Annotated in this window: 21 protein-coding genes; 11 read left to right on the top strand and 10 right to left on the bottom strand. The window is 66.0% G+C overall.

Annotated features, from left to right (window positions below; translation table 11 throughout):
* Positions 1 to 79 precede the first annotated feature (79 nt).
* From miaB to SIL87_RS09565, 4 genes are read left to right on the top strand one after another with little or no spacing between them, the layout of a single operon-like run.
* Complete coding sequence (gene miaB, locus SIL87_RS09580) at positions 80 to 1,510, top strand: tRNA (N6-isopentenyl adenosine(37)-C2)-methylthiotransferase MiaB (RefSeq protein ID WP_319613949.1); 1,431 nt, start codon at positions 80 to 82, stop codon at positions 1,508 to 1,510.
* Positions 1,507 to 2,505 (top strand): PhoH family protein, encoded by a 999-nt coding sequence (locus tag SIL87_RS09575; protein WP_319613948.1) that lies wholly within the window; start codon positions 1,507 to 1,509, stop codon positions 2,503 to 2,505. Before miaB ends, SIL87_RS09575 begins: the two co-directional genes overlap by 4 nt.
* The gene (ybeY, locus tag SIL87_RS09570; protein ID WP_319613947.1) at positions 2,505 to 2,966 is read left to right on the top strand and encodes an rRNA maturation RNase YbeY; all 462 of its coding nucleotides are present in this window, start codon (positions 2,505 to 2,507) and stop codon (positions 2,964 to 2,966) included. The genes SIL87_RS09575 and ybeY overlap by 1 nt, the downstream gene beginning before the upstream one ends.
* Positions 2,963 to 3,820 (top strand): hemolysin family protein, encoded by an 858-nt coding sequence (locus tag SIL87_RS09565; protein WP_319613946.1) that lies wholly within the window; start codon positions 2,963 to 2,965, stop codon positions 3,818 to 3,820. Before ybeY ends, SIL87_RS09565 begins: the two co-directional genes overlap by 4 nt.
* 58 nt (positions 3,821 to 3,878) lie before the next feature.
* Here the strand turns inward: SIL87_RS09565 and SIL87_RS09560 are convergent, their stop codons facing one another.
* Complete coding sequence (locus SIL87_RS09560; RefSeq protein WP_319613945.1) at positions 3,879 to 5,336, bottom strand: diguanylate cyclase domain-containing protein; 1,458 nt, start codon at positions 5,334 to 5,336, stop codon at positions 3,879 to 3,881.
* Positions 5,337 to 5,731: 395 nt separating this feature from the next.
* Between SIL87_RS09560 and SIL87_RS09555 the strand changes: the two genes are divergently transcribed.
* A complete protein-coding gene (locus tag SIL87_RS09555; protein ID WP_319613944.1) occupies positions 5,732 to 6,454 on the top strand; it encodes a hypothetical protein in 723 nt (240 codons plus the stop codon).
* Between the two features lie 82 nt (positions 6,455 to 6,536).
* Here the strand turns inward: SIL87_RS09555 and moaA are convergent, their stop codons facing one another.
* On the bottom strand, positions 6,537 to 7,523 hold the full coding sequence (gene moaA, locus SIL87_RS09550; protein WP_319613943.1) for a GTP 3',8-cyclase MoaA: 987 nt from the start codon (positions 7,521 to 7,523) through the stop codon (positions 6,537 to 6,539).
* Positions 7,524 to 7,715: 192 nt separating this feature from the next.
* Between moaA and SIL87_RS09545 the strand changes: the two genes are divergently transcribed.
* Positions 7,716 to 8,300, top strand: coding sequence for a DUF1013 domain-containing protein (locus tag SIL87_RS09545; RefSeq protein ID WP_319615943.1), 585 nt, complete (start codon positions 7,716 to 7,718; stop codon positions 8,298 to 8,300).
* A 43-nt stretch (positions 8,301 to 8,343) separates the two neighbouring features.
* Here the strand turns inward: SIL87_RS09545 and SIL87_RS09540 are convergent, their stop codons facing one another.
* The gene (locus tag SIL87_RS09540; protein WP_319615942.1) at positions 8,344 to 8,514 is read right to left on the bottom strand and encodes a YdcH family protein; all 171 of its coding nucleotides are present in this window, start codon (positions 8,512 to 8,514) and stop codon (positions 8,344 to 8,346) included.
* A 232-nt stretch (positions 8,515 to 8,746) separates the two neighbouring features.
* Here SIL87_RS09540 and SIL87_RS09535 point away from each other — a divergent pair, with 232 nt between their 5' ends.
* The 3 genes from SIL87_RS09535 to SIL87_RS09525 are packed head-to-tail and all read left to right on the top strand — an operon-like array spanning position 8,747 to position 10,581.
* On the top strand, positions 8,747 to 8,950 hold the full coding sequence (locus SIL87_RS09535) for a YdcH family protein (RefSeq protein WP_319613942.1): 204 nt from the start codon (positions 8,747 to 8,749) through the stop codon (positions 8,948 to 8,950).
* A gap of 7 nt (positions 8,951 to 8,957) precedes the next feature.
* Positions 8,958 to 9,431 (top strand): 5-(carboxyamino)imidazole ribonucleotide mutase, encoded by a 474-nt coding sequence (gene purE, locus SIL87_RS09530; protein ID WP_319613941.1) that lies wholly within the window; start codon positions 8,958 to 8,960, stop codon positions 9,429 to 9,431.
* 1 nt (position 9,432) lies between these two features.
* The gene (locus SIL87_RS09525; RefSeq protein ID WP_319613940.1) at positions 9,433 to 10,581 is read left to right on the top strand and encodes a 5-(carboxyamino)imidazole ribonucleotide synthase; all 1,149 of its coding nucleotides are present in this window, start codon (positions 9,433 to 9,435) and stop codon (positions 10,579 to 10,581) included.
* Between the two features lie 11 nt (positions 10,582 to 10,592).
* On the opposite strand, the gene SIL87_RS09520 is transcribed toward SIL87_RS09525, so the two are convergent.
* From SIL87_RS09520 to SIL87_RS09490, 7 genes are all read right to left on the bottom strand, one after another.
* Complete coding sequence (locus tag SIL87_RS09520; protein WP_319613939.1) at positions 10,593 to 11,216, bottom strand: isochorismatase family protein; 624 nt, start codon at positions 11,214 to 11,216, stop codon at positions 10,593 to 10,595.
* Positions 11,217 to 11,225: 9 nt separating this feature from the next.
* On the bottom strand, positions 11,226 to 13,457 hold the full coding sequence (locus tag SIL87_RS09515; RefSeq protein ID WP_319613938.1) for a xanthine dehydrogenase family protein molybdopterin-binding subunit: 2,232 nt from the start codon (positions 13,455 to 13,457) through the stop codon (positions 11,226 to 11,228).
* A complete protein-coding gene (locus SIL87_RS09510) occupies positions 13,457 to 14,440 on the bottom strand; it encodes an FAD binding domain-containing protein (RefSeq protein ID WP_319613937.1) in 984 nt (327 codons plus the stop codon). Before SIL87_RS09510 ends, SIL87_RS09515 begins: the two co-directional genes overlap by 1 nt.
* Positions 14,440 to 14,946 carry a (2Fe-2S)-binding protein gene (locus SIL87_RS09505; protein WP_319613936.1) on the bottom strand — a complete coding sequence of 169 codons (507 nt, stop codon included), beginning with the start codon at positions 14,944 to 14,946 and terminating at the stop codon, positions 14,440 to 14,442. Before SIL87_RS09505 ends, SIL87_RS09510 begins: the two co-directional genes overlap by 1 nt.
* Positions 14,943 to 16,421 carry an NADP-dependent succinate-semialdehyde dehydrogenase gene (gene gabD / locus SIL87_RS09500; protein WP_319613935.1) on the bottom strand — a complete coding sequence of 493 codons (1,479 nt, stop codon included), beginning with the start codon at positions 16,419 to 16,421 and terminating at the stop codon, positions 14,943 to 14,945. Before gabD ends, SIL87_RS09505 begins: the two co-directional genes overlap by 4 nt.
* Before the next feature lie 69 nt (positions 16,422 to 16,490).
* The gene (locus SIL87_RS09495; RefSeq protein ID WP_319613934.1) at positions 16,491 to 17,384 is read right to left on the bottom strand and encodes an alpha/beta hydrolase; all 894 of its coding nucleotides are present in this window, start codon (positions 17,382 to 17,384) and stop codon (positions 16,491 to 16,493) included.
* Positions 17,385 to 17,389: 5 nt separating this feature from the next.
* Positions 17,390 to 18,247 (bottom strand): SDR family NAD(P)-dependent oxidoreductase, encoded by an 858-nt coding sequence (locus SIL87_RS09490; protein WP_319613933.1) that lies wholly within the window; start codon positions 18,245 to 18,247, stop codon positions 17,390 to 17,392.
* 53 nt (positions 18,248 to 18,300) lie between these two features.
* On the opposite strand from SIL87_RS09490, the gene mutL reads away from it, so the two are divergent.
* Both mutL and SIL87_RS09480 read left to right on the top strand, forming a co-directional pair.
* Positions 18,301 to 20,040: a DNA mismatch repair endonuclease MutL gene (gene mutL / locus SIL87_RS09485; RefSeq protein ID WP_319613932.1), complete on the top strand. Its 1,740-nt coding sequence runs from the start codon at positions 18,301 to 18,303 to the stop codon at positions 20,038 to 20,040.
* A 218-nt stretch (positions 20,041 to 20,258) separates the two neighbouring features.
* Positions 20,259 to 24,452 (top strand): Hint domain-containing protein, encoded by a 4,194-nt coding sequence (locus SIL87_RS09480; RefSeq protein ID WP_319613931.1) that lies wholly within the window; start codon positions 20,259 to 20,261, stop codon positions 24,450 to 24,452.
* Positions 24,453 to 24,491: the final 39 nt, after the last annotated feature.

Below are 24,491 nucleotides of genomic sequence, written 5' to 3'. Positions count from 1 at the left end.
CAGGTATCATTCAGGCGCGCTTGACCGCATCGGCAACTCGGCACATCGACGGGCTGATTTCATGCCCGGATGATCAGGAATGACCGAAACGACGACCCGCACCGCCACTACCCGACCCGTCTTTGTACGCCATGACGACGCCGCGTTACGCACCCTGCATATCGTGACCTGGGGCTGCCAGATGAACGCGTATGACAGTCTGCGGATGGCGGATGTGCTGCGGCCGATCGGGTATCGGGAGGTCGCGACCGACGATGCCGACATGGTGATTTTCAACACCTGTCATATTCGCGAGCGGGCGGCGGACAAGCTGTTTTCGGCGCTCGGGCGGTTGCGGGCGGTGAAGGAGGCGCGCGGCGGGCGGATGATGATCGCGGTGGCGGGGTGCGTCGCCCAGGCCGAAGGGGCGGAGATTTTGCGGCGGGCGCCTTATGTCGATCTGGTGGTCGGGTCGCAGGCCTATCACAAACTGCCTGAACTGATCGCGGCGGTCGAGGCAAAGCGGGCATCGGTGATCGGGGCATCGGTGATCGATACCGCGTTTCCCGCGGAGCAGAAATTCGATTTCCTGCCGGAGGATCAGTCGGGTCAGGGGGCGATCGCGAATATTGCGATCCAGGAAGGCTGCGACAAGTTCTGCACGTTCTGCGTGGTGCCCTATACGCGCGGGGCGGAGCAGAGCCGGCCGGCGGCGGCGATCATTGCGGAGGCGAAGCGGCTGGTCGCTCGGGGGGCGCGCGAGATTGCGCTGCTCGGCCAGAATGTGAATGCGTGGCACGGCGAAGGGCTCGATGGGCGGGACTGGTCGCTGGCGCGGCTGCTCGATGCGCTGGCCGAGATCCCCGAGATCGGGCGGCTGCGCTATACCACCTCGCACCCGCGCGACATGGGCGATGATCTGATCGCGGCACACCGGCGCAATGCCAAGCTGATGCCGTTTCTGCATCTGCCGGTGCAGTCGGGGTCCGATGCGATCCTGACCGCGATGAACCGGCGCCATACCGTTGCGGGGTTTCGCCGGATTATCGAGGCGTTGCGGGCGGCGCGGCCCGACATGGCGTTTTCGAGCGATTTCATCATCGGGTTTCCCGGCGAGACAGATGCCGATTTCCGGGCGACGATGGCACTGGTGCGCGAGGTGGAGTTTGCGCTGGCCTATAGTTTCACTTATTCGCGCCGGCCGGGAACGCCGGCTGCCGATGCGGTGGCGCAGGTGGCCCCTGCCCTCGCGCATGAGCGGCTGCTGGAATTGCAGGACTTGTTGCGCGATCAGCAGCACGCATTCAACCGCGCGCAGGTCGGGCGGCGGTTCGAGGTGCTGTTCACCGGAGCGGGGCGGTATCCCGGGCAGGTCGCGGGGCGTTCGCCTTATCTGCAACCGGTCGTGGTCGCCGGGGCCGGGGTTGCGGACGGTGCGATCGGGCCCGGGACAATGACCGAGGTGACAATCACATCCGCCAATCCCAATTCACTGATGGGCACAATCAACCAGGAGCAAATCGCCGCGTGAGCCAGATCATCGCACCGCCGGCTTCATTATCCCGCACTTTGACGTTCAATAACAACGGCTTGCTGTCCGTTCTTGTCGGAGATCACGACCGCAATCTCGCGCGGATCGAGCAGCGGCTCGGTGTGCGGGTCGCGTGCCGGGGCAACCGGGTTTCGATTTCGGGCGAGGCGAGCCGGGTGGAGGCGGCGGAGAGCGCGCTTTCATCGCTGTATCAGAGGCTTGCCCGCGGCGAGGCGATCGATGCCGGGGAGGTCGATGCCGCGGCGCGGCTGGTCGATCCGGGTGCCGATCCGCGCCTGCCGCTTTCGGACCTGCCGGCGATCCGCACCCGCAAAGGGGCGGTGGGGCCGCGCAGCCCGGGCCAGACCGGATATATCGAATTGCTGGCCAAGCACGAGATGGTGTTCGCGATCGGGCCGGCGGGGACCGGCAAGACCTATCTGGCGGTGGCTCAGGCGGTGGCGATGCTGATTTCCGGGCGGGTCGAGCGGATCGTGCTGTCCCGCCCCGCCGTCGAAGCCGGGGAACGGCTGGGGTTTCTGCCGGGCGATATGAAGGAGAAGGTCGATCCCTATTTGCGACCGCTCTACGATGCGTTGCAGGATCTGCTGCCGGGCGATCTGATGACGCGGCGGATGGCGGCGGGCGAGATCGAGATCGCTCCCCTCGCCTTCATGCGGGGGCGGACGCTTGCTCATGCCTTCGTCATTCTCGACGAGGCGCAGAACACCACACCGGTGCAGATGAAGATGTTCCTGACCCGGATGGGTGAAGGCACCCGGATGGTGATCACCGGGGATCTGTCGCAGATCGATCTGCCGAGCGGGGCGCGGTCGGGCCTTGCCGATGCGCTCGACACGCTCGAAGGTGTACCGGGGATCGGGGTTGCGCGCTTCGGGGTGGGCGATGTGGTGCGCCACCCGCTGGTGGCACGGATCGTCGAGGCGTATGAGCAGCGGATGACAGCGCAACAGGAACGCGAACGCGGCCGCTGATGGAGCCTTCCGAACCTTACAGTAAATTCCCCTGCGCCGGGGTTCCGGCGCGGGGGGACATCATTATCGCCGATGCCGGATGGCGCCGCCATGTGACCGCACCCGAACGGGTGGTGGGCCGGGCGCTCGCGCTCGCGGGTTGCGCGCCGACCGTGGTGCTGAGCGACGATGCGACGGTGCGGCGGCTCAACGCGCGGGATCGGGGGCGGAACAAGCCGACCAATGTGCTGACCTATGAATCGCCGCCGGAGATTATTCTCGCGCTCGGCGTGGTGTTGCGCGAGGCGCGGGCGGCGGGGCGGCGACCGGCGCATCATCTGGCGCATCTGGTGATGCATGGCGCGCTGCATCTCGCGGGCGAGGATCATCACGGGGCGGGCGAGGCGCGGCGGATGGAGCGGCTGGAAACCAGGTTGCTGGCGCGGATGCGGGTGCCGAACCCGTGGAAGCATCAGTCGTGAGCGGGTCGTGGTTCACCAAGCTGCTGCACAAAATCCGCGAGCGGCCGGATTTGCGCCAGCAGATCGGCGATCTGATGGAGGAGGCCAATGCCGAGATCGATGCCGAGGATGGCGGGGGCACCGGGCTCGACCGGCAGGAGCGCGCGCTGATCGCGAATGTGCTGCGGTTGCGCGGCTTTACCGCCGATGACGTGATGATCCCGCGCGCGGACATTGTTGCGATGCGGGCGGATGTGACGCTGGATCAGGCGATCGATCAGATGCGGCGCGAGGGACATTCGCGGGTGCCGGTGTATGGCGAGCATCTCGATGACGTGCTCGGGATGGTCCATGTCAAGGATGTGCTGGGCTATACCGGGCCGGCTCCCGCGTTTTCGCTGCGGGCGATCCTGCGCAAGCCGTTGATGGTGGCGCCGCAGATTCCGGTGCTCGATCTGCTGCTGCAGATGCGCCAGCGGCGGACCCATCTGGCACTGGTGATCGACGAATATGGCGGGGTCGATGGGTTGGTGACGATCGAGGATCTGGTCGAGACGATCGTGGGGGATATCGACGACGAGCATGACGAGGTCGAGGGGCCGCTGCTGATCGAGCGCGAGGATGGCAGCGTCGATCTGAATGCGCGGCTGCCGATCGAGGATTTCGTCGCGGTGTTCGGCGACGTGCTGACCGAGGAGGAGCGCGAGACCGATATCGACACGGTGGGGGGCCTCGTGTTCACCATGGCGGGACGGGTGCCGATCCGGGGTGAGGTTTTGAGCCATCCTTCGGGGATCGAGTTTCTGGTGACCGATGCGGATGCGCGGCGGATCCGGCGGTTGCGGGCGCGGAAGGTGGACGCGGAGGCGGCGTGACGGGGTTTTCCGATCGACCGCGACGCCGGGAGGATGCCAGCCGCTGCCAGCGGGCACGCTATACGGTGCAGACCCGGTAGTTGCGGCGTCCGGTGAGTTTTGCCTCGTAGAGGGCGATGTCGCAGTTTTTCAGTAGGGATCCGAGATCGATGCCGTGGTGGGGCGCGTAGGCGACGCCGATGCTGGCGCTGATGGAGAAATCCATCGCGTCGATCTGGTAGGGCGCGCTGAGATGTTCGATGATCCGGCTGGCCAGGGCGGTGGCGCTGCCGGGTTCACCCGAGCGGTCGATGACCGCGAATTCGTCGCCGCCGATGCGGGCGATCCGATCGCGCTCGCGCACGCAACTACGCAACCGTCCAGCCACGGCGCGCAGCAGCGCATCGCCCGCCGGATGACCCCAGGTGTCGTTGACCGCCTTGAAGCCATCGAGATCGATGCAGAGCAGGGCGAAATGCTCCTCATTTGACGCAAGGCCCTCGAAGGCGTGACCGATCGATTGCTCGAAACTGGCGCGGTTGGGCAGGCCGGTCAGCATGTCGTGGCTGGCGAGGTAGGCGATTTTCGCGGCACTTTCACGGGCGATCGTGACATCGGAGCCGACGCCGCGATAGCCGAGGAAATTGCCCTGCGCATCGAATTCCGGAGCTCCGGTGAAGGACCACCAGCGCCGCTCGCCATGGGCACGGCCCTCGACCACGCAATCGCGGAAATGGCGGGAGGCGGTCATGCAGCTTTGCAGTTCGTCCAGCGAGGCGTGATCGGAGGCGAGGGTGCCGTCATGGGCATTCCTGAGAATGTCGATGAAGGGGGCGCGCTCCAGATCCATCGATGAGGCGTCGAGCGCATCGGCGAAGCGGTCCGAAACGTCGCGCAGCCGGCCGAGACTGTCGGTGCGCCAGAGCCAGTCGCTCGCGGTGCGCTCGAAATCGCGCAGGAGCAGCCTGATTGTGGCGGCCTGATCTTCGACCCGGAGTTGTTCGGTGAAGCGCTCCTGGAACAGGCGGGAGAGGTAGATGGCGCTGAAACTCACGAACAGGGCGTAGAAGGCGAGCAGTGAGCCGATGAAGAGAAAGAAGCGATCACCGGTTTGAGCCAGGGCGATGAACGAGCCGGCGATGATCGGGAGCATGAAGGCCAGTGCCGCGCGCACCAGGGGGGCGACGACCACGCCGGTGCAGATCAGGCCGGTCACTGTGCCGGTGATCAGGAGTTGTTCCCTGGAATCGCCGGTGGCGAAGAGTTCCATCGGCATGGTGCCCCAGAGCAGGCCGAGCGCGCCGCCGCCGGCAACCGCGGCTGTCATGGCCGTTCGGGGTGAGCGCGAGGAAGAACCGGCCCAGCGCGAGCATCCGAACAGGATGGCGAGGACGACCGACTGGATCGCGAGGAACAACGCGATCAGATAGGCGTGGTCGCCGTAAGGCCAGAAGGACAGGACGACGACGAAAACCGTCGCTGCGCTCGCAAGCGCGGAGATCGGTGCGAGCCGGACCGCCGCGTCGATCTGCGCCACGCGGAAGCGATCGGAAGCACCGGACTCCCGAAGCGGTGGGTGTAAGTTTTTCATGACATTCGGGAATCGGTATGGTTCAGTTGGCGAAACGAGGGAAGCGTTGTCACGGAAAGTTGAACGGGATTCGTCGCGTGGGGATCGCAGGTTCGAAGTATCGGGCAAGTGAATGCTCCTTCCAGGATCATACGGAGCGCCGCAGGGCGATTTCGGTAGCATGTCAGCGCCGCAATAGTTAATAAAAAATGAAATTCATAAAAATAAGGCCAAAAATCTATTTATTTGATCAAAACAAACGTCAGTCGGCCAGATACAAAAGAATAATTGTAGTCAGCCGCGCGCGCATTTAAGCCAGTGAGACTTGCATGGGCAAGTGTGAAAATCATCAGGAGCGAAAAATGTACGCATTACTCTATGGAGACACGATTCTCGATCGGGGCGCGTTGCGCGAGTTCATGCGCGCCCAGGTGCGCGGCGCGCCGCTGCTGCGTGCCTGCGCGGAGGGAGACACCGCGGCGGTCGCGGCACTGCTTTCGGGGTTCTGGCCGTTCGTGGATGCGTTCGAGAAGGCGATCGACCGCCAGGTGGCGGGCTTGCCGATCCGGCCGCTGGTGGAACGGTTCGGACGCGAGCGGACCCATGCGTATTTCGACATGGCGCGGGCGGCGGTTCGGGAAATGCATGAGGAAGAGGGCTCCCACGCGTTGCTGTGGCAGGAGGGGGCGCGGGCGCGCCGGGTCGATCTCGCGGAATATCAGCTTGTCGATGGCGTCGAGCGGCTGGTGGCGCAGGCGACCACGCGCGATCCGGTGGCGTTTTTCTGCTGGCTGGCGGGGACGGAATACATTGCCGAGGAAATGGCGGCGTATCTATGCGAGTCGCCGCGATTCCTGGCATTGTTCCCCGAGGGGCGGTGGACCTGGGGCGAGGCGCATACCGAGGTGCATGACGGGCCTTCGCATCTCGAAATCGACGAGGATCTGGCCCGGGCCTATCACCCCTCCGACGATGATGCGGTGGCCAGCCGGGCGCTGTGGGATGGGATCGTGGCCTGTCAGGCGCTGTTCGCCGATGCGGCGGCGGATGTGTATGATCGGATGAATATGCTCCAGCCGGCCTGAGAGCGGGTTTTGACCTGAGACGTGCCGGGACGTGACCGCGTGGCGGCGGTCATGTCCCGGAGACGGCTGCGCGATGCGGCGCTCAGCCGCCGGTCACGCTCATGTGGCGGGCGACGGCGGGGCCGCTGCGGGTGCGGTCGATCACGAAATCATGGCCTTTCGGCTTGCGCGCGATCGCGGCCCTGATGGCGTCTTCGAGGATCTGATCGTTATCGCTCGCGCGCATGACGCCGCGCAGATCGGCCGCGTCGTCCTGACCGAGGCACATATAGAGGGTGCCGGTGCAGGTCAGGCGGACGCGGTTGCAGCTTTCGCAGAAATTATGGGTGAGCGGGGTGATCAGGCCGAGCCGCGTACCGGTTTCGGCGATGTCGAAATAGCGCGCCGGGCCGCCGGTGGCATAGGTGCTCGGCGTCAGTGTCCAGTTGGCGGCGAGGCGTTGGCGGACCACGGACAGGGGCAGGTACTGGTCCATCCGGTCGCCCTCGATCTCGCCGAGCGGCATGGTCTCGATCAGGCAGAGGTCGAAGCCGTGGTCGCCGCACCAGGCGAGCATGGTATCGAATTCGTGTTCGTTCACGCCTTTCAGGGCGACCGCGTTGATCTTGATGCGCAACCCGGCCTGTTTCGCGGCCATGACGCCCTCGATCACCTGGGGCAGGCGGCCCCAGCGGGTGATCGATGCGAATTTCGCCTCGTCCAGCGTGTCGATACTGACATTGAGCCGGCGCACCCCGGCGGCGGCGAGTTCATCGGCGTAACGCGCGAGCTGGCTGCCGTTGGTGGTGAGGGTGAGTTCGTCGAGCCCGTGGCCGATCTGCAGCCCGAGGCGGTTGACCAGCGCCATGACCCCACGGCGGACCAGAGGCTCGCCGCCGGTCAGGCGCAGCTTGCGGACGCCGAGGCGGATGAAGGCGCCGGCGAGACGTTCGAGTTCCTCGAGCGATAGAAGATCGCGCTTGGGCAGGAAGCTCATGTCTTCCGCCATGCAGTAGACGCAACGAAAATCGCACCGGTCGGTGACTGAGATGCGAAGATATGTGATACTGCGTCCGAACGGGTCGATCATTTCTGTAATGTTTACCTTCCCGACGCCAAACGCAAGTGAGGGTTCCCGCCCGATGCGAGGGGGCGACCTGCGATGATCGCAGCCCGGCACGGCTTGACCGGCACGGCCAGTCTGCACCATATCACTATGGCTAATGTATGTCGGCACCGCCGAGGCACGAACTTGGCCGCCTGCCGCTCTCTCTGAGGTATGATCATGACGCTCCCGCTGATGCCGAAAGCCACCGCCGTGTGGCTGATCGAAAAGACGGCCCTGACCTTCGAACAGATCGCGGATTTCTGCGGCATGCATCCGCTGGAGATTCAGGCGATCGCGGATGGCGAGGTCGCGCAGGGGATCGTGGGCTATGATCCGGTGGCCAACAAGCAGACCACGGCGGAGGCGATCAAGCGGTGCGAGGCAGATCCTGCGGCGCGGCTGAAAGTGCTGGAGGCTGCCAATCCGGGGGCGCGGCGGAGCAAGGGCGCGAAATATACCCCGGTCGCCAAGCGGATCGACCGGCCGGATGCGATTGCGTTCATGCTGCGCAACTATCCTCTGGTGCAGGATGCGGCGATCGTGAAGCTGCTTGGCACCACCAAGGAGACGATCCAGAAGGTGCGGGAACGCAGCCATTGGAACTCGGCCAATATCAAGCCGCGCGATCCGGTTATTCTGGGCTTGTGCAAGCAGTCGGACCTGAACGATGCGGTCCATGCGGCGAATGCGCGGGCGGAGCGCGAAGGTCAGCCGATTCCGGCACCGCTGCCGATGATGAGCGAAGACGAAGCCGCCTGAGGATCGACCCGAGCCGACGATGCGGCTCGGGCCGGTGGAGACATCACTGGCGAGTTCGGATCCGCTCCATTTCCTCTTTCAGACGGAGTTTTTCGAGTTTGAGTCGCGAGAGGCTGTCATCATCGGGACGGGGGCGGCGGTCCTCATCGGTGATCCGGGCATCGACGCCGGCGTGACGTTGTTTCAATGACTCAAGCCTCGCTTGCAAACTCATCATCGACTCCTTTCCAAGAGCAAAAAGCAACTGGTTCGAAGAACTGGTCTCGTCGTTCCGGGTCTCACGCTGCCGTGAGGCACCGGTTTTCGAGACTAGTCCCCTGCCCCGGGGTTTGTCATCAAACTTTTATGCAACGCCACCGAAACACGATGGATACCGATGCGGTGCGTGGTTTTGCGGATGAATCGGGAGTAGGACGGTGCCGCGACCGTGTGCTAAGGAGCCGTTCATGCTGACCGACAAGGATAATCTGCTCCGCCAGTTGCACGGGTTGCGCAGCGAGCATCGCGACCTCGACACCGTGATCGCCCGGCTCGGCGATCAGGCTCTGATCGACCAGTTGCAGGTTCAACGGCTGAAAAAACGCAAGCTGCTGCTGCGCGACCAGATCCTGCGGCTCGAAAGCCGGTTGATCCCCGACAGCATCGCGTGAGGGGCGCATGATCGGGATCATCATGGGCAGTCGGTCGGATTGGCCGACCATGAAATTCGCCGCCGATATTCTGACCGAACTCGGCGTTGCGCATGAAGAGCGCGTGGTCTCGGCGCACCGCACCCCGGAACGCATGGTTGAATACGCCAAATCCGCGCGGGGGCGCGGCGTGCGGGTGATCATCGCCGGGGCCGGTGGGGCGGCACATCTGCCGGGGATGGTCGCCTCGCTCACTTCCCTGCCCGTTCTTGGCGTGCCGGTGGAATCGCACGCGTTGCGCGGCGTCGACAGCCTGCACTCGATCGTGCAGATGCCGGGCGGCGTGCCGGTGGCGACTTTTGCGATCGGCAAGGCAGGGGCGATCAATGCCGGGTTGTTCGCGGCCGCGATACTTGGTTTGTCCGACCCGGCGCTGGCCGCACGGCTGGATGGGTGGCGGGCGGCGCAGAGCGATGCCGTGCCGCTGACCCCTGAAGACTGAGATGATGAGATTTCCGCTCGCGCCCAACGCCACGATCGGCATCGTCGGCGGCGGCCAGCTGGGCCGGATGTCGGCGATGGCGGCGGCACGGCTCGGCTACCGGTGCCACGTGTTCACGCCCGAACCGGATGCCCCGGCCTCGCAGGTCGCGAGTGTCACCACCCTCGCCGATTACGACGATCATGCCGCTCTGGCGCGGTTTGCCGATCAGGTCGATGTCATTACGTTCGAATTCGAGAACGTCTCGGCGGAAGGGCTCGATCTGCTGGCGGAGCGCCGCCCGGTGCGGCCGGGACCGGATATCCTGCGGCTCAGCCAGGACCGGATTGCCGAGAAATCGTTTCTCAATCAGGCGGGCGTCCGCACCGCGGCGTGGGCCGCTGTGACCACGCCCGATGAGCTGCGCGATGCGATCGCGACGATCGGCCTGCCTGCCGTGTTGAAAACCACCCGCCTCGGCTACGACGGCAAGGGCCAGGCGCTGATCCGCACTGAGGGCGAGGCCGAGATGGCCTTTGCCCTGCTCAATCCCAAGCCGCTGATCCTCGAAGGATTCATCGATTTCGCCTGCGAATGTTCGGTGATCGTCGCGCGCGGCGGCGATGGCGCGAGCACGGCGTTCGATACCGTGGAAAATCGTCACCGCGACCATATCCTCGACCTGACGTTGGCCCCTGCCCCGTTCGATCCCGAATTGCGGCGCGAGGCGCAGGAGATGGCGTTGCGCGTGGCGGACCGGCTCGGCCTGATCGGGCTGATGGCGGTCGAGTTTTTCGTCGATGCCGCAGGGAGGCTGCTCGCCAACGAGATTGCGCCGCGCCCGCATAATTCCGGGCACTGGACGATCGATGCATGCCCCGCCAGCCAGTTCGAGCTGCATATACGCGCGGTTGCGGGACTCGCGCTGCCACAGGCGATCCGTCATTCCGACGCGGTGATGAGAAATCTCGTCGGACCCGCCGATATCGCACTGTGGCCGGAGATCGTCGCGGCACCGAGGCTGATCCCGCATCATTACGGCAAGACCGCCGCGCGGGAGGGCCGCAAGCTCGGCCATGTCACCACGCTGTTTCCCCACGGCGCGTTGCCGGGGGCATTCGGGATCGCCGCCGCGCTGGGACCGCTGGCCGGAGAGTTGGCCGGAAGCTGAAGCGCTCCGTGTCAGCGAAAGCTGATCAGGTCCAGCCGTGTCAGCGTGGTGTGGGGGCCGACCGCCGGGGCGTTGAGCAGGTCCCAGGCGACATACTGTTGGGCATATTCATGGCGGGATGACATGCCGTCATACGGCAGGACGACGCGGTAGCCGCGATAGGCCGCTTCGCTCGCGGTGGCGAGCACGGCTCCTTCCGCGGCGGTGCCGGTGATGATCACGGTCTTGATCCCGTCCTTGCGAAGCAGGGCAGCGAGATCGGTATGGAGGAATTTGTCGGGGCCGGATTGCACCGCCGCTTCGCCGGGCAGCGGCCTGAGAGCCGGATTCACATCTGTCATCGTCCCGCTCAGGACGTAGGAATAGATGATGGTGGCGTGTGCGGCGCGGGCACGGGCGAGCAGGCGGGCGACATGGGGGATGGTGGCGAGGCAGGTCGGGCGGGTGGACGCGCTGCAGGTCTGGCTGACGAAATCGAGCAGGAGGAGTGCCGTGGTCCGGGGATCGAGCGTGACCGCCCGGACCACGGGGGATGGCGGGATCGCGGCACGGCCCCAGCCGGCAACCGTTCCGTCAGCAAAGGCGGGGGCGGTTGCGGCGAGGACCGCGAGGGATGCGGCGATGACCCGTTTCATCGGCGCGGACTACAGAATGTCCTCGATCCGGATCGGGGTGCGGCGGATGCGTTTGCCGGTTGCGTGATAGATCGCATTGGCGATCGCGGCGGGCATGCCGACGATGCCGACCTCGCCGACCGCCTTGGCCCCGATTGCGTTGACCACGGGATCGTCCTCGTCGAGCATTTCACACACGACCTCGCCGATATCGGCATTGGCGGCGATATGGTAGGAGGCGAGGTCGGTGTTGGCGAAGCGGGCGCGCGGGCGGTCCACCTGGGTTTCCTCGAGCAGCGCCGAACTGGCGCCCCAGATCATGCCGCCGATCAGATTGCTCCTTGCGGTGCGGGGGTTGATGATCCGCCCGCAGGCGAACACGCCGACCATGCGCGCGACTTTGATGGTCCGCAACAGGGGGTCGATCCGCACTTCGGCGAATTGGGCACCGAACGAGAAGGAGACGTGGCTGGAGCCGACCGGGCCGGCGAAGGCCATGCCGCCGGAGAGTCCGTGACGCATGGTTTTCTCGTCCATGTCGTCGGGTTTCCAATCGGCCTGTTCCTCGATCACGCCGCCCGGAAGGCCCGCGAGGATATCGCGGATCGCGCGGCGGGAGCCATCGGGGAGGACCACATGGCGGTCGGCGATGGTCATGCCGGTGCGATCCTGATCGCCCGCGACGGTTGCGAACAGGCGTTCCCGCACCGCGAGGGCTGCCTTGTGGACCGCCGAGCCGGCGGAGCCGGTGGTGATCGAACCGCCGGAGACCGGGCCGGAGGGATGACGGGAGTGGCCCATCTCGACGCGGATTTCGGAATCCTCGATCCCCAGCACATCGGCGGCGACCTGACCGAGTACGGTATAGGCCCCGGTGCCGACATCGTGCGCGGCGCAGAAGACGTGGCACGAGCCATCCGCTGCGATCCGCACGCGCGCGGACGATGGCGCCATTGCGGAGGGGTAGGTCGCGGTGGCGCAGCCATAGCCGACCAGCGCGCCGTCGCTTGCGATCATCGAGCAAGGCTCGGGCGAGCGGCGGTTCCAGCCGAAAATTTCGGCTCCGCGCCGGAAGCAGGGCACCAGCGAGCGGCTGCTCCACGGCAGGCCGCTCACCGGGTCGCGCTCGGGTTCGTTCATGATGCGCAACTCGATCGGGTCGATCCCGAGTTGTTCGGCGAGTTCGTCCATCGCGGATTCGAAGCCGAAGAAGGACGGGGCTTCGGCGGGGGCGCGCATGAAACCCGGCGTGTTGACATCGGTTGCGACGGTTGCGCCGTGCATCAGGATGTTGGGCGAGGCGTACATTTTCGAGGTCGCTTCCATCCCCATGAACGAGACATGATCGATCGCGGCACTCTGGCCGATCTCGTCATGCATCACGGCGGTGAGTTTGCCGTCTTTGGTCGCGGCCAGCCGCACCCGGCTTTCGGCAGCGGGGCGGAAACTGCCGACGGTGAACATCGCCTCGCGCGAGACGACCAGCTTGACCGGGCGGCCCAGCCGCCTGGCCGCCATGGCGACCAGCACGACATGCGGCAGGATCGAGGCCTTGCCGCCGAACGCGCCGCCGACATACGGGCTTTCGACCACGACATCATCGACCGGGATGTCGAACACCTTGGCGAGGCCGGCGCGGGTGCCCATCACCCATTGGCTCGGCAGATTGACGTGGAGCTTGCCGTCGACCCAGGCGACCGATGCCGCGTAGAGTTCGATCGGGTTGTGGTGCTGCGCCGGGGTGTAATAGGTCGCGTCGATCTTGACCGGGGCGGCGGCGAAGGCGGCCTCGGCATCGCCGACCTCGATGGTGGACTCATCCATCGGGTCGAGTTTGCGGCCGGGGGCGTCGAGCGCGGCGTTGGCGGTCTCGCTCGCATAGTCGATCTCGACGAGGCGGGCGGCTTGCTCGGCGGCTTCCTGGGTGTCGGCGATGATCAGTGACACGATCTGCCCGGCGTAGTGGATTTCATCGGAGGTCAGCGGCAGGAACGAGGATTGCATGTGGCCGCCCTTCATCACGAAGGTTTCCTCGCCGAGATCCTCGTTGAGGCTGCGATGGGTCAGGACCATCTGCACCCCTTCGACCGCTTCGGCTGACGCGGTATCGAGGCGGGTGATCCGTCCGCGCGCGACCTTGCTCAGGGTGAGCGCGGCGTAGGCGGTGTTGGCGTGGGGGAAATCCGCCGCGTAGTGCGCGACCCCGGTGACCTTTGCCAGCGCATCGCGCCGGACGACCGGTGTGCCGATACTGCCATCCATCAGATTTTTCCTTTCGCGACCAGGGCGGCGCGGGCGACGGTGCGCGCACCCAGTTCGATCTTGAATTGATTGTGCCGGAGCGGTTTCGCATCGGTGAACGCGGCGTGGCCGGCTTCGATGGCCAAAGCCTCGTCGAGCCGCCGGCCGATCAGCACCGCCTCGGCGGCCTGGGCGCGCCACGGCTTGCTGGCGACCCCGCCGAGGGCCACGCGGGCGGCGATGACGGTTTCGCCGTCCGTTTCGAGGGCCACCGCCGCCGAGGTGAGGGCGTAGGCGTAGCTCTGGCGGTCGCGCACCTTGATGTAGGTGGAGCGTTTGCCGGACGGGGTGGCCTTGACCAGGATCGCGGTGACGATTTCGCCGGGCCGGAGGATCGACAAGCGGGCGGGGTCTTCGCCATAGGCGGTGTGGAAATCCGCGAAATCCACCACGCGGCGGCCCGAGTCCGAGGCGATTTCGATGGTGGTGTCGAACGCGGCGAGGGCCGTGCCCCAGTCGCCCGGGTAGGTCGCGATGCAGCGATCGGATGTGCCGAACAGCGCCATTTCGCGGTCTTCGCCATCGAGCGCGGCGCAGCCGGAACCGGGGGTGCGCTGGTTGCAGTCCGAAACGCCATCACGGAAATAGACGCAGCGGGTGCGTTGCAGCAGGTTGCCGCCGAGGGTGGCGGCGTTGCGGATCTGCTGCGAGGCGGCGAGTTGCAGGCTTTCGACCAGAGCGGGATAGTTGTGTTTGAGGAACGTGTTTTCCGCGACGTCCGCCATGCGGGCGAGCGCGCCGAACCTGAGCGTTTCACCCTCGACCTCGATCTCCGCGAGGCCCGGGATATGGGCGATGTCGATGACCTGATCGGCTCCCGTGAGATCGCCGCGCATCAGATCGACCAGCGTGGTGCCGCCCGCCATGATCGCGCTGTGGGGATGACCGGACTCGCTGATCGCCTGATCGAGCGAGGTGGCGCGGCTGTAGGTGAACGGGCGCATCAGGCGGCCTCCGCCATGGTGGTATCCGCGACGTCGCGGATGGCCGCGACGATGTTGGGGTAGGCGGCGCAGCGGCAGAGATTGCCCGACATGTATTCGCGGATCTCATCGTCCGATCCGGCGTGGCCTTCCTCGATACAGGCGATGGCGGACATGATCTGCCCCGGGGTGCAGTAGCCGCACTGCAATGCATCGTGGGCGACGAAGGCCGCCTGCATCGGGTGGGGCGCGCCGTTGGCTCCCTGGAGACCTTCGATCGTGGTGATTTCCGAGCCCGCCGCTGCCGCCGCGAGCATCAGGCAGGAGAGCTGGCGGCGGCCATCGACATGGACGGTGCAGGCACCGCAGGTGCCGTGGTTGCAGCCCATTTTGGTTCCGGTGAGGGAGAGATGTTCGCGCAGCGCATCGAGCAATGTGGTGCGGGGGTCGAGCTGGATGTCGTGGTTTTGCCCGTTGACGTTCAGAGTGATCCGCATGCGCGGACCGGTTGCTTTCTGGCCGCTCATGCGCCGATCCCTCCAAGGCCGATATATTTGATTTCGAGATAATCCTCGATCCCGTATTTCGAGCCTTCGCGGCCAAGGCCGGAGGATTTCACCCCGCCGAACGGCGCGACCTCGGTGGAGATCAGGCCTTCGTTGACGCCGACGATGCCGTATTCCAGCGCCTCGGCGACGCGGAAGATCCGCCCGATGTCGCGGGCGTAGAAATAGCTCGCCAGACCGAATTCGGTGTCGTTCGCCATGTCGATCGCTTCCTGTTCGGTCTTGAAGCGGAACAGGGGTGCGACCGGGCCGAAGGTTTCCTCGCGGAAGATCAGCGCGTCGCGCTTGACGTCGGCTAGTACGGTCGGCTGGAAGAAATTGCCGCCTTTGGCATGGGGCTTGCCGCCGGTGACCACGCTGGCTCCGTGCTTGAGGGCATCGGCGATATGCTCCTCGACCTTTTCGACCGCCGCCTGGTTGATCAGCGGGCCCTGGGTGACGCCCTCCTCCATGCCGTTGCCGACCTTCAAGGCCTCGACCGCCGTTTTCAGTTTGGCCGCGAAGGCGTCGAACACGCCGTCCTGGACCAGGATGCGGTTGGCGCAGACGCAGGTCTGCCCGGCATTGCGGAATTTCGACACGATCGCGCCCGCGACGGCTTCATCGAGATCGGCGTCGTCGAACACGATGAACGGGGCGTTGCCGCCGAGTTCCATCGAGGTCTTTTTCACGCTCGGCGCGCATTGGGCGAGCAGTTTCGCGCCGATTTCAGTGCTGCCGGTGAAGCTCAGCTTGCGGACCGTGGGATTGCCGGTGAGTTCGCCGCCGATCGGTCCGGCGGGACCGGTGATGACGTTGCACACGCCGGGTGGCATGCCCGCGCGTTCGGCCAGAACGCCGAGGGCGAGGGCGGAAAACGGGGTCTGGCTCGCGGGGCGGATGACGCCGGTGCAGCCCGCCGCCCAGCCGGGACCGGCCTTGCGGGTGATCATCGCGGCGGGAAAATTCCACGGCGTGATCGCGGCGAAGACCCCGATCGGCTGTTTGAGCACCATGATCCGCCGTCCCCTGGCGTTCTGCGGGATCATGTCGCCGTAGATGCGCTTGCCCTCTTCGGCGAACCATTCGATGAACGAGGCGGCGTAGGCGATTTCGCCCTTCGATTCCGCGAGCGGCTTGCCCTGTTCGGCGGTCATGATGACGGCGAGATCGTCCTGATTTTCCATCATGAGGTCGAACAGCTTGCGCAGGATCGCCGCGCGTTCCTTGGCCAGCATTGCACGCCATGCCGGCAGGGCGGTGTCGGCGGCTTCGATCGCGCGGCGGGTTTCGACCTCGGTCATCGCCGGGGCACGCCCGACCAGTTCGCCGGTGGCGGGGTTGAGGATATCGAAACTCCTGCCGCTATCGGCACCGACCCATTTGCCGCCGATCAGATTGGCTTCGCGCAACAGGGTCGGGTCGTTCAGTTTCAATGCGCTGGGTTGGTTCAACATGACATGCTCCTCAAATCTCTTGCGCCACATGGTAACGATGATCGGGAAACGGAACCCTCAGGGCGCGTTTCAGCCGCGCAATGCACCCCGGATGAAGGCGGCGGCGGCGTCCAGCGCCTCGCGGCCTTCGGGCAGCAGGCTCTGGAAAATCGGCCAGGCATGCGGCACCACCGGCCAGACCCGCAGCAGGCTGATGACCCCGGCGGCGCGGGCCTTGTCATCGAGGCGGACGCTGTCGTCGCGCAGGACCTCGTTCGCGCCGACATGGATCATCATCGGCGGCATACCATCCATCGCGCCGTAGAGCGGCGAGGCGTAGGGCGTGGTGGCGTCGGCCCCGTTCAAATAGAGCGCTGCTCCCTCGGCGATCCGGCTTCCGACGAGCATGGGGTCGCGCCCGTCGTTTTCGGTGGCGCTCGCCCCGGTGCCCGCGAGATCGGTCCAGGGCGAGAACAGCACGATGCGCGCGGGCATGGGCAAACCCTCGTCGCGCGCCTTGAGCAGCACCGCGAGCGCGAGGCCGCCGCCGGCGGAATCCCCGGCGATCGCGAGGCGGTCCGGCGCGATGCCCTGTTCGAGCAGGCCGCGATAGGCGGCGAGGCCATCCTCGACCGCTGCGGGAAACGGATGCTCGGGGGCGAGGCGGTAATTCGCCGCGAAGACCCGCACGCCGCGCCGGGCGAAGCCGCCGGTGATCGGGCGATGGGTTTCCGCCGAGCAGACCATATAGGCCCCGCCATGCAGATAGAGCAGGGTGACGCCGGGCCGCGCGCCCGAGGCCGGCTCGACCCATTCGCCCGGAATTCCGCCGATGATCGCGGCGGTATAGCTGACGCCGCGCGGCACCGGCAGGCGGGTGCGGAATGCCTTGCGGATCTGCGCGGGGTCGGATGCTTTGCCGAGCGCGCGGCGGACCTGATAGCGCAGGACCGGGTTGAGCAGATGGGCGGCGAGACTGGCCATGGGGATTATCCTTGGTTTGCGGATCGGCGTGTTGAAGAGCGGGGGGACAGGGCGTCGAGACGGCGCTGGATGAGCGACCATGCGCGCACGGGCATCAGGCGGGCGAGACTGTCGATCGCCAGCGCATCGGCGCCGATCAATACACGGGGGCTGCCGCGCTCGATGCCGTCGAGAATGACGCGGGCTGCGGTTTCGGGCGGGGTGACCAGCGAGGATTCGAACGCCTTGACGCCGATGGCGGCATCCTCGGGGTTCATGCGTGCGGCGAGGCGGGCGTTGCGGGCGATATTGGTGCGGATGCCGCCGGGATGGACGATGGTGACGCCGATATCGGTTCCGGCGAGTTCGTGGCGCAGCGATTCGCCGAAGCCGCGGATCGCGAATTTCGAGGCGGAATAGGCCGATTGGAACGGCGGCCCGACCAGGCCGAACACCGAGGAGAGGAACACGATGCGGCTTGGGCCGGGATGGCGCAGGCTGGGCAGGAAGGCGCGGGTCAGCCGCACGGCGGCACGGAAATTGACGTCCATCAGCCATTCGAACTCGGCTTCGTCCATCTGTTCGAACGAGCCGACCAGCGCGACCCCGGCATTGTTGATCAGCAGCACGGGCGGCGGATGATCGGCGGCGACGCGCGCGGGCAGAGCCGCGATGGCCGCGGCGTCGGTCAGGTCGAGGATATGGGTCGAGATTTTCGCGCCGAACAGTCGCGCCTCGGCGGCGATGCGGGCGAGGCCGTCGGCGTCACGGTCGATCAGGGCGAGGTCGGCACCGCGCGCGGCCAAAGCGAGGGTGAGCGCGGCACCGATGCCGCTGGCCGCTCCGGTCAGCACCGCGACCCGCCCGTTGACGCTCATCCGCATCGCGACCTCCTCGGCATTTGGACATTGTTAACCCGATCCTTCTAAATGGTCGCATGGCGATCAGACTCCTAGCCCCGGCCACCATCAACCGAATCGCCGCCGGCGAAGTGATCGAGCGTCCGGCGGCGGCGGTCAAGGAACTCGTCGAGAACGCGCTCGATGCCGGGGCACGACGGATCGCGGTCGGCATCGAGCGCGGGGGTATCGCGCGCATCGAGGTGAAGGATGACGGGTGCGGCATTCCCGAGGCCGAACTCGAACTCGCGATCACCCGCCACGCGACCTCGAAGCTGACCGATGAGGCGCTGGTGCGAATCGCGACGCTCGGGTTTCGCGGCGAGGCGCTGCCCTCGATCGGCGCGGCGGCGCGGCTGACCCTCACCTCGCGGCCGCGTGGGCAGGACAGTGCGGCGCGGATCATCGTTGCGGGCGGGGCGGTGGGGGCGGTGATGCCGGTGGCGGGGCCGGCCGGGACCAGCGCGATCGTGGAGGATTTATTCTACGCCACCCCAGCGCGGCGGAAATTCCTGCGCTCGGTTGCGGCTGAGAGCAGCGCGTGCGCGGATGTGGTGCGGCACCTGGCCCTTGCCGCCGCCGAGGTCGCGTTCCGGCTCGATATCGACGGCGCCACCAGTTTCGACCTGCCGGCGCAGGACCGGCAGGCGAGGATCGCGGCTTTGTACGGGCGTGGCGATGCGCAGGCGATGATCGCGCTCGATGCGGTGCGCGAGGATGTGACGCTCAGCGGGTTTATTTCGCCCGCCAGCCTCACCCGCGCTTCGGCACGACATCAGCACATGATGGTGAATGCCCGCCCGGTGCGCGACCCGCTGCTGCGGATGGCGCTGCGGGTGGCCTATCGCGAGATCATCCCCGCCGGGCGGCATCCGCTGGCGGCGCTCTGGCTCGAAATTCCGCCGGAAAGCCTTGATGTCAACGTCCACCCGGCCAAGTCGGAACTGCGCTTCGCCGCGCCGGAGGCGATCCGCAGCCTGGTGATCGGCGCGATCCAGCGCCACCTCGCCACTCCGGCGGCGCTGGGTGCGGCACCGTCCCTGCGGCTCGAACCCGCGCGCCACCGGGCCCGGTTTTCCTATCCGGTGGCACCCTCACCGCAGGCGCGGGGCTTCGCCGAGGCGGAAGCGACACTCGGTTTCGCGTTGCCGCCGACGCTGCGCCGGATTGAGCCGGAAGCGGCGGTGGCGGAATTTCCGTTGGGCAGCCCGATCGCGCAGGTGTTCGACACCTATGTTCTGGCCCAGGCGGCCGATGGCACGCTGGTTCTGGTTGATCAGCACGCGGCGCATGAACGGCTGACCGAGTTGCGCCTGCGCGCCGAACGCGAGGCGCTTGGCATCGTCAGCCAGGGGCTGCTGTCGCCGATTCCGGTTGATCTCGCGGCGGATGATGTCGGCCGCCTGCTCGACGCGGCGGGGTCGCTGGCGCAACTGGGGCTGGTGATCGAGGGTTTCGGTCCCGGCGCGGTGCTGATCCGCGCGATTCCCGCCGCGCTCGGCGACGCCGATCCGGTGGCGCTGGTGCGCGATATTGCCGATACGCTGGCCGAGCAGGGCAGCGCGGTCGGGCTGACCACGCGGCTCGATGCGCTGCTGATCCGCCTCGCCTGCCACCGTTCGATCCGCGCCGGGCGACGCCTCGGCCTCGATGAAATGGCCGCCCTGCTGCGCGCGATGGAGACGACCCCCCTCGCCCAGACCTGCCCGCACGGCCGCCCGACCGTGCTGAAACTGACCCGGAGCGATCTGGAACGGATGTTCGGCCGCGCGGGCTGATGGGCCGGATCGGCGGCATTCGGCGGCGTAAGGCTTGCTCAAAATTTGTTGCAATGACGGGAACGTGATCGACAAGATTGGTTGAGTGTTGCTTGTGACGCCAAAATTAAGCTGTTAGCGTCAATATCGGCTCATAAAATTATCATTATTGAAACAAAAGATTATTTATTGAGCAATTGGATCTGGTTTTGACTTCACATCTTTTCCGGAGAGACTGAATGTCTGGTACGACCCTGGCGAGCGCGGCGAGCATCGTTTCCTCCGGCCTGACCCTGACGGGAAATCCCAATACCATCACGGCGACTGAGACGATCACCACTCAAGGGTATGGTGCCGCCGTCAGCGGGGCCTATGGCACATTGTTCACCCTGCTCAATCTCGGCTCTGTCGAGGGCAACAGCGAGCAGAGCGGGATTTCGCTGACGCAGGGTCTTGTCACCAACGGGGTTGGCGGTTTCGTCGAGGGCAGTGTCGGGGTTTATATCGGCACCGGGACGCTGGTGAATGCCGGGACGATCATGGCGCTCGGCACCGGGGCCGCCGTGTCGTTCGGCAACGGCAGTGCCGATGCGCTGACCGTGGTGCAGGGCGGGGTGATCGATGGCGGGATCGCCGGGTTCGTGCAGGGCGACAGTATCGATCTCGCGGGGATTACCGCGACGAGCGAGAGTTTTTCCGCCGGGACGCTGACGCTGTACGATCAGGGCAGCGCGGTGGCGAGCCTTTCGCTGGTGGGTGGATTCAATACCGGGGAATTCGGCCTCTACACCGATGGCCAGGGCGGTACCAACATCACGCTCGGCGCGGAAACGCTGAGCGGCAGCTATAGCGGCCCCTTCGAGCTCACCGCGCTGGCCACCACGATTTCCAGGGACACGAATTTCAGTCTGAACAGCGGCGGGATCAATTCGACGCTCGATCACGGCGTGACGCTGGTGAACGAGGGCAGCATCGTCAATGCCGGTTTTTACGGCAATGCGGTGAACATCTCCGAGGGCATCGTGACCAATGCGGTCTCCGGGGTGATCGATGTCGATTCCGGGGCTGGTTCTGGGGTGTCGCTCGGGACCGGCACGCTGGTGAATGCCGGGACGATCGCCAGTAATACCGGTGCCGGACGGGCGGCCTATGTTTTCAACGGAGCGTTGATCAATCAGGCCAGCGGCGTAATCATTGGGCCGACCGCTGCCGGGGTGAACAGTGGCACGATCGAGAATTTCGGGATCATCGCGGGTTCGGCGAGCGACGGGATCGGGATTTATGTCGGGCTCAACCAGCAGGCCAGCCGGATTACCAACGCGGCCTATGGGATCATCGAGGGATCGCTCGGGATCACCCTGGTCGGTGGCACCATCGTCAATGCCGGGCTGATCCGCAGCACGGCACCCGGTGGCACCGCGATCGCGATGGGGATTTCCGATACCGACCTCGTGGTCGATACCGGATCGAAAATCGTCGGTAACGTCGCGGGTTTCATCGCGGGGGATACGATCGACGTCGCAGGGGCGGCGATCACGCGGGAAAGTTTTGCCAACGGGGTGCTGACCCTTTCCGGCAAGAATGATGTGGTCGAGACCATCGCGCTGGCGGGCGAGTTGAACAGCAGCGAATTCACCCTCAGCAGCGACGGGATCGGCGGCACCAATGTCACGATCGGGCGCGAGATCGTGACCGGCAGCTACGGGACGGGCTTCACCCTCAGCGCGTTGCAGACCACCTTTGCCGCTTCGGCTTATGTGGGCGGGACTGCCGGCGTCTATGGCTCGGGCGCACGGACCTGGACCGTGGTGAACAAGGGGGTCATTGCCGATAGCGCCGGGGATGGGCTGTTGCTCGGCGATCAGGCGACCGTGACCAATATCGGCACGATCATCGGCACCACCGGGGTGGATATCGGGGTCGGCACCCTGACCAATTCCGGCGTGATCACCGGGACCACGGCGGATGGGGTCTATCAGAGCAGCGGGTCGCTCACCAACAAATCCGGCGGCACGATCAGCGGCAAATACGGCGTGTTCGTCGATAACGCGACCGTGGTGAATGCAGGGCTGATCGAAGGCAGTGCGGGCACGGTCGGGTATGGCGGCGTGGCGCTCGCCGGGGTGCTGGACAACAAGGCGAGCGGGGTGATCGTTGGGCATTACGGGGTCTATGCGAGCAATGGCACGGTCATCAATGCCGGGGTGATCGAGGGGACCGCCGGGATCGGGTTGGTGCTGGGCGGCGGTGCCGAGACCATCGTGGTCGATCCGAAATCGACCATCATCGGCGCGATCGCCGGCTTCGCGGCGACCGATACGCTGGATTTCGCCAAGACCAAACTCGATGCCGCGACCTTCGCCAATGGCTACCTGACCCTTTCGGAACAGGGCACTGTAGTGGCGACCTACGGCATGGTCGGGCAGTTCACCGGCGATGAATTCGCCCTCGCCTCGGACGGGCATGGCGGGACCGATGTCACGCTCGGCGCGGCCACGGCGACCGGCGTCTATAACGGGTTGACGCTGACCGCACCCTCCACCTCGTTGGCGCCGGGGGCTACGGTGTCGAGTGCTTCGACGGTCGCCTCGGTTTTCGGCTCCTCGCTTGCGAGCTGGAATGTGGTGAATTCCGGCACGATCATCGATACCGGGACCGGCGACGGGGTGAAGCTTGCGGGCGTCGGCACGCTGACCAATCGGGCCGGTGGGTATATCACCGGCTATAACGGGGCCTACGTCAATACCGGCACGGTCACGAACGAAGGCACCATGACCGGGGCGTTCAACGGCGCGGAAGTCATTTTCGGGACGCTGGATAACCGGGCGGGCGCCACGCTTTCGGGGGTGTTCCGCACCTATGTCTATAACGGCACGATCATCAATGCCGGGACGATCGAAAGCACCGGCGGCGCGGCCGGGACCGCAGCACTCACCGGCGGATTCCGCGGGACGGTGATCGATGATCCGGGTGCGGTGTTCATCGGGCAGGTGGGCGGCGCGACCGAGACGTCCGGGATCAGCCTGCTCGAACTCGGGTCGGGGGCGACCGAGGGTACGCTGAGCGGCTACGGTACCCAGTTCGTCGATTTCCACACGCTGGAGGTGGCGACCGGCGCGACCTGGGAGATCGCGGGCAGCACCACGATCACCGGCACGCTGATCAATAACGGTACGATCATCGAAACCGCCGCCGATACGCTCGACATTGCCGGCCCTATCGAGGGGACCGGCAGGATTGTGTTCGATCCGACCACTGGCATCTTCAACGGGCCGGTCGGTGCCGGACAGGTGATCGAATTCAGCGGTGCCGGCAGCACCATCGTGCTCGGCGACCCGACCCAGTTCGCCGGTACGCTGAGCGGGTTCGCGGCGGGGGATGTGCTGAGCCTGCCCAGCCTCACCGGGCTGACCGGTGCCACCTACAGCAATGGCACGCTGGTGCTGACGGTCGGTTCGGCCACGATCGATCTGGCGGTGACGAATTCGCCCGGGCTGAGCGCGGGCGTCGGCATCGTTGCGGGTCCGGACGGGCCGCAGCTCGATGTTCACTGCTTTGCCACTGGCACGCGCATTGCGACCGCGCGGGGCGAGGTCGCGGTGGAAGCCCTGATCGTGGGCGATCTGGCGCGGCTGGCCGATGGCGGGTTCGCTCCGATCGTCTGGCGCGGTCAACGCGATTTGTCGCCCGCGCGCCATGCGCATCCTGAGGCCGTCAATCCGGTGGTGTTGGCAGCGGGTGCGCTTGCCGACGGGGTTCCGGCGCGTGAGCTGCGGGTTTCGCCCGATCACGCCTTCTGGCTCGATGGCCATCTGATCCCGGCGAAGGCGCTGGTCAATGGGGCGACGATCCGTCAGGTTGCGGTCGATCGCATCACCTATCACCATGTCGAACTGCCGCGACACGGCGCATTGCTCGCCGAGGGGGCGGCGGCGGAATCCTATCTCGACAGTGGCGACCGCGCGGATTTCACCGGCGGCGGCGGGGCGGTCCGGCTGCATCCGGATTTCGCCCAGGCGATGCGGGTGGCGTCGAGCTTCGCACCGTTCGTGGAGGCGGGGCCGGTGGTCGAGGCGGTGCGGGCGCGGCTGCTGGCGCGGGCCGATCTCGTTTTGACCGACGATGCGGCGATGCGGATCATGCGGGTTGCGGCGGGCGCGGTGGTTGCCTCGCGGCATTTCATTCCGGCGGAACTTTCGGCCGATCCGCGCGACAGGCGGCGGCTCGGGGTCAAGATCGCGGCGATCGCGGTTGGCGGGCGGTCGATCCCGCTTGATCATCCCGCACTCGCAGACGGGTGGCACGCCTGCGAGGCGGATGGCCGCTGGACCGATGGCGCGGCGCTGATCCCCGCTTCATTGCTCGGTGACGAGGGGGTCGATGCGATCACGATCACGCTGGCGGGGGCAGCGCGCTACCGGATTGCGGCATGAGGCGGCTTGCCATGTCGCGCGCGATTTGATCAGATCGGG

It is taken from the genome of Acidiphilium acidophilum, from assembly GCF_033842475.1.
Classification (GTDB): domain Bacteria; phylum Pseudomonadota; class Alphaproteobacteria; order Acetobacterales; family Acetobacteraceae; genus Acidiphilium; species Acidiphilium acidophilum.
This window is presented reverse-complemented; position numbering and strand designations above follow the sequence as displayed.